This is a genomic window from Mycobacterium sp. (assembly GCF_032162605.1).
Taxonomy (GTDB): Bacteria; Actinomycetota; Actinomycetes; order Mycobacteriales; family Mycobacteriaceae; genus Mycobacterium.
In genome coordinates this window covers 1-4200 of sequence record NZ_JAVROT010000170.1, presented here as the reverse complement: position 1 = coordinate 4200, position 4200 = coordinate 1, and the positions used below count along the sequence as shown (strand labels likewise).

The 4200-nt window shown below is 64.5% G+C and carries 6 protein-coding genes; 3 read left to right on the top strand and 3 right to left on the bottom strand.

Going from position 1 to position 4200, the window contains the following annotated elements; translation table 11 throughout:
* From QOI01_RS10320 to QOI01_RS10310, 3 genes are all read left to right on the top strand, one after another.
* Window positions 1-223 (top strand): hypothetical protein (locus QOI01_RS10320; RefSeq protein ID WP_526380516.1); only part of this gene is annotated, 223 nt, incomplete at its 5' end.
* 455 nt (window positions 224-678) lie between these two features.
* The gene (locus QOI01_RS10315) at window positions 679-1536 is read left to right on the top strand and encodes a COG4705 family protein (RefSeq protein WP_526380514.1); all 858 of its coding nucleotides are present in this window, start codon (window positions 679-681) and stop codon (window positions 1534-1536) included.
* Window positions 1533-2015: a DUF2231 domain-containing protein gene (locus QOI01_RS10310; protein WP_526380512.1), complete on the top strand. Its 483-nt coding sequence runs from the start codon at window positions 1533-1535 to the stop codon at window positions 2013-2015. Before QOI01_RS10315 ends, QOI01_RS10310 begins: the two co-directional genes overlap by 4 nt.
* Before the next feature lie 157 nt (window positions 2016-2172).
* Here QOI01_RS10310 and QOI01_RS10305 read toward each other — a convergent pair whose 3' ends face one another.
* The 3 genes from QOI01_RS10305 to QOI01_RS10295 all read right to left on the bottom strand — a co-directional run.
* Entirely contained in the window at window positions 2173-2511 is a 339-nt protein-coding gene (locus QOI01_RS10305; protein WP_526380510.1) for a hypothetical protein, read from the bottom strand.
* Window positions 2512-2603: 92 nt separating this feature from the next.
* Entirely contained in the window at window positions 2604-3335 is a 732-nt protein-coding gene (locus QOI01_RS10300) for an HAD family hydrolase (protein ID WP_526380508.1), read from the bottom strand.
* 31 nt (window positions 3336-3366) lie between these two features.
* The coding region (locus QOI01_RS10295) for a phosphotransferase (RefSeq protein ID WP_526380506.1) at window positions 3367-4200 on the bottom strand (834 nt) is incomplete at its 5' end.

Here is a 4200-nt window from a genome sequence, read left to right as displayed (position 1 = left end):
AGGAGCCGGTTACCAACCGCTGCCCATGCTACTTCTGTCGAGCCGGCCACGACCCGGTCCTGTCAGCACATCAGCGCACGGGACTATCAATATTTTGCTGCGCACCGTCATTGAGCGTGATCCGGTATTGGCCGATCCGAAGGTTCGCAAATCCGTTGAGGCCGAGCTCAGTGCCGGACTACCGGAGACAGCCGTCGTGCGGACCCGCGCGCCACCGGACTGACCTCGTAGACAACGGCATTGCTGCTGCTACGTAGCATAAGCCCCAATTCACCTACTGTGACGAAGATGCCCACAACAGGGCCTTAGGGCCCCGCACGAGGTGAGCCTTTAGCTAAGGAATCGCCGGGTGCACGCTGGGCAATGGGTGGTAGTGATTCCACAGCCGTTCACCCTCAACAGACTGGAACACCGGCTGGCATGTGCACGTGGCGGCGAACGCAGACGCGGCGTCGCGCCCGTGCGACATCCGGGCGCCGGGGTCGACGTGTGTGCAGTGTCACGGCGGTCATCGCGCTTCTCAGCGCCAGCGTCGGCGGCGCACAGGTTTCAGCAATGTCGTGTGCGCAGCATGGTGGTCATGACGGGAATACCCGTCAACGCCGAGCACTCGGGGCCACGGCCGTCTCCGTTCCAGGTGGGGGCTCGCGAGAACACGAAGGGAACTTTGGTCCGACCATGACACGCATCACGTTGCAAGACAGCGCGTTCAACCTGCCAACAGAAGACGGAGAAGAGCACGGTCGGTTGCACTCGCCACGTGGGGGGTTGGGTTCGAAGGTGCCCGAGATCACGGCGGGGTTCTGGGGTCTCAAGCTGCTGACGACCGCGATGGGAGAGGCGGCGTCGGATTACCTGCTTGGTGCGCTCAGCTATCTGGGTCTGGGCATCGGCATCGTCGGGTTCACCGTCACCGTGTGGCTGCAGTTCCGAACTCGCCGCTACCAGCCGGTGCCGTACTGGGCGGCGGTCTCGATGGTGGCAGTGGCCGGCACGATGGCAGCCGACATGATTCACGGCGAATTGGGCGTGCCGCTGACGATGTCGGCCCTGGTATGCGCCGGAGCGCTGGCGTTGACCTTCATCGTGTGGCGGCGCACCGAGGGCACGCTGTCCATCCACAGCATCACCACCAGACGGCGCGAGGTGTTCTATTGGCTGACGGTGTCGTTCACCTTCGCGCTGGGCACCGCGGCCGGCGATCTCACCGCCGACCAACTGGGCCTGGGGTTCCTGGGATCGATCGCGCTGTTCGCCGCGGCCATGGCGGCTGTTGCGCTGGGTTGTTGGCGCTTTCATCTCAACGGTGTCGCTGGCTTCTGGTTCGCCTACATCCTGACTCGGCCCCTTGGCGCTTCGGTCGCGGATTGGTTGAGCAAACCTGCTACACACGGGGGTGTGGGATTCGGAGACGGCCCGCTGGCTGCGGCGCTGCTCACCGCAATTGTCGTTGCCGTCGCCGGTGCGTTCGTCCGCCGTGTCACCACGTCACGGACACCCCTTGCGGCCGTCGATCAGACAGAATGCCCGGCATGAGCACGATTTCCGGCATCCCGGCGCACGCCCTGTGGGTGCACCTCATCGTTGTCCTCATGCCGGCAACGGCGCTGCTGGAGATCGTGTGTGCACTGTGGTCGGCGGTGCGGCGCCGACTGGTGTGGCTGGTGCTCGTGATGGCGGCGCTCCTGATGGTTACGACGCCGATCACGATCAACGCCGGCGAGTGGCTCTACGGGCAGAAAAAACACCACACCGCCGTGCTGCAGACACACGTCGACCGTGGCGAACAGTTGACCTACTATGCGGTCGCGCTGCTGGCCGTGGCCGCCGCCTTGGCGGTCGTGCACTGGTGGCAGAGCAGATCCGACCCTATCCCGTCCCTGGTCACCATCGCGGTCGCGGTGCTGGCCGTGGTCGTCGGTGTGGCGTCGACCGTGGCCGTGGTACGAACCGGTGATCCCGGAGCCCGTTCGGTGTGGCACGCGAGCTCGATTATGCCAACGCCTGCCGCCTAAACTGTTGGGCGCTGTGAGTGCCATCGTTGCCCACACTCACCGTGGTTGTGCGCCCCAGAGTGCTTGTCCGCCATGCTGAATCGACGGTAGCGAGGTGCTCGACATGGGACAGGGCGCGACCGGTGGTTCCTTCGCAGACCTACTGGCGACCGATGCGCTATGTCGCGAAAGCCGCTGAAGGTACGGGCTGTTCAATGACCACACCGTACGCCGTCATTCCGTTGTGTTTATCGGAGCCTTCGCTTTCTTGGCCGGAGCCGCGTCCGCCGTCTCCGTGATGGTGACCACCTTCACCGCCTTCGACGGCGCCCAGTATGAAACCGCTCCAGAAGATCACCGGGATGATGAACACAACGCCAGCGAGCGTGACGACCAATGCCGCGACCCGGAAGGGACCCGCGCCGCGCCGACGAGATTTGTCCCAACGCCCGTCCCGTCGCTCCGGTTCGACGGTTGCAGTTGTCTCGCACGACCTCGCCATATTCTGGTCGGACACTGAATCCGAGCGGCCTGCTGGTCGTGTGCCGACCGGTGCAGATGACATCGAGGTGCTGCCAGGACGTGGGGGTGTTGGAAGATCCCGCACGCCTAGCGACCGGCGATGTCCAGCAGGTCGCGGAAGTCGGTGATCCGGTGGTCGGGTACGCAGTCCTCGTAGTACTTGGTGCCCTGATCGGAGTCGAACATGACGGTGCCCATCCCGATCTCGCCTGCGCCGTAGATGTCGCGGTGCATGTCGTTGCCGACGTAGAGGGCCTTCTCGGCCGGTATCCCGATCCCGTCGAGCGCGAGCTGAAACAGCCGTGGATCGGGTTTACGGAAGCCGTGGTCACCGGAGACGACGATGGGGTCGAAGTACTCCGTTAGCCCGACCTTGTGCAATTCGCCGCGGGCATAGCTGCTCTGTCCGTCACTGACGATCGCAAGCGGAATGCGCTCACGCAGGATGCGCAGCGTCGACCGGACATGGGGGTACAGCTTGAGTTGCCGGCGCGTCACACCGCGGTAGATCTCGGCCAATGTCAGCGGCAGCTGCGCGAGCCGCTCGGGCGCCGTGGCCCTGGTGTAGTCGCTGGCGTGGTCCTCGATGATGGATCGCCAGATCCGTACCGCATCGAATTCCGGGTACTGTTCAGCGCTTTCGCGCTGTTGGGCCTTGAGGCGCGCAAAGTAGAGGTCGCGGATCTGGTGGCGGCGCAGGTCGATGCCCTGGTAGGTCAGGAAATGCCCGACCGCGCGAAAGGCGTCGTCGCGATCGTCCTCGGTGCGGATGTCGATCAGCGTGCCGTTGACATCGAAGGCGATCCCGGCGACATCCATGATGCGGTGCACTCTCTCGTGTCGCGAAGCGTTAGCAGGCGTGGAGCAGCCGCTTGGCCTTGCGGATCAGCTTCGCCCCGTACTCCGGGGAAATGTAGTCGTTGCGGGCGACGCGCAGCAGATTCATGGCCATGTAGTAGGGCAACCGCGTAGTGATCGACGCGAATGCGCTATCCCGGTCCGGGAAGTGGCTGCTGTACTCCCACAGGAAGTGCCCGATGAACGGCTCGGCACGCCGGCTGTCGCCCGTGGCGGCCATGAACGCGTGTTGCAGCTCACCGCAAACCCGGCCGACGTCGAACATCCGGTCGCCGCGCTTCATCCGCTCCAGGTCGATCGCGGCCACGTCCAGGCCGTGTCCGAAGAGAAAGTTGGCCGGTGTGGCGTCCCCGTGCAGCCACACCTGCCGGTCCTGCCACATCGCGGGCCGGTCGCGCCACAGGTCCTGCAGCCACAGCAGCTCGTCAGCGTCCCATGCCCCGATGCGCTGTCTGCGTTGCAGACGGGCGACGAGCTGCTCGAAATAGACGCAGTCAGCGTCGAAGTCGACGGATCTGCCGTTGGCGGTCCGATTGTGTTGCGTGGCAAGGAAGTAGCCCAGAGCCTTGAGTCGCCAGAAGAGATGGGCGTCGTCGAGGCGGTGAATGGACCGCGAGATCGCCTGGCTGAACTGCTCGCCGGCGTAGAACTCCAGGGCCAGAACACAGTTGATGTCGGGATCGACAGCGAGTGGGCGGATCACATGGTGTGGTGAGCCGACCAGGTCGTAGCTGCGCAGCCGCCGCAGGCCCTCATACTCACGGTAGGCCACTGCGGCGGCACGGTCGTGGTCCCAGCCGAATCTCGGGCCGTAGAACTTGCAGAT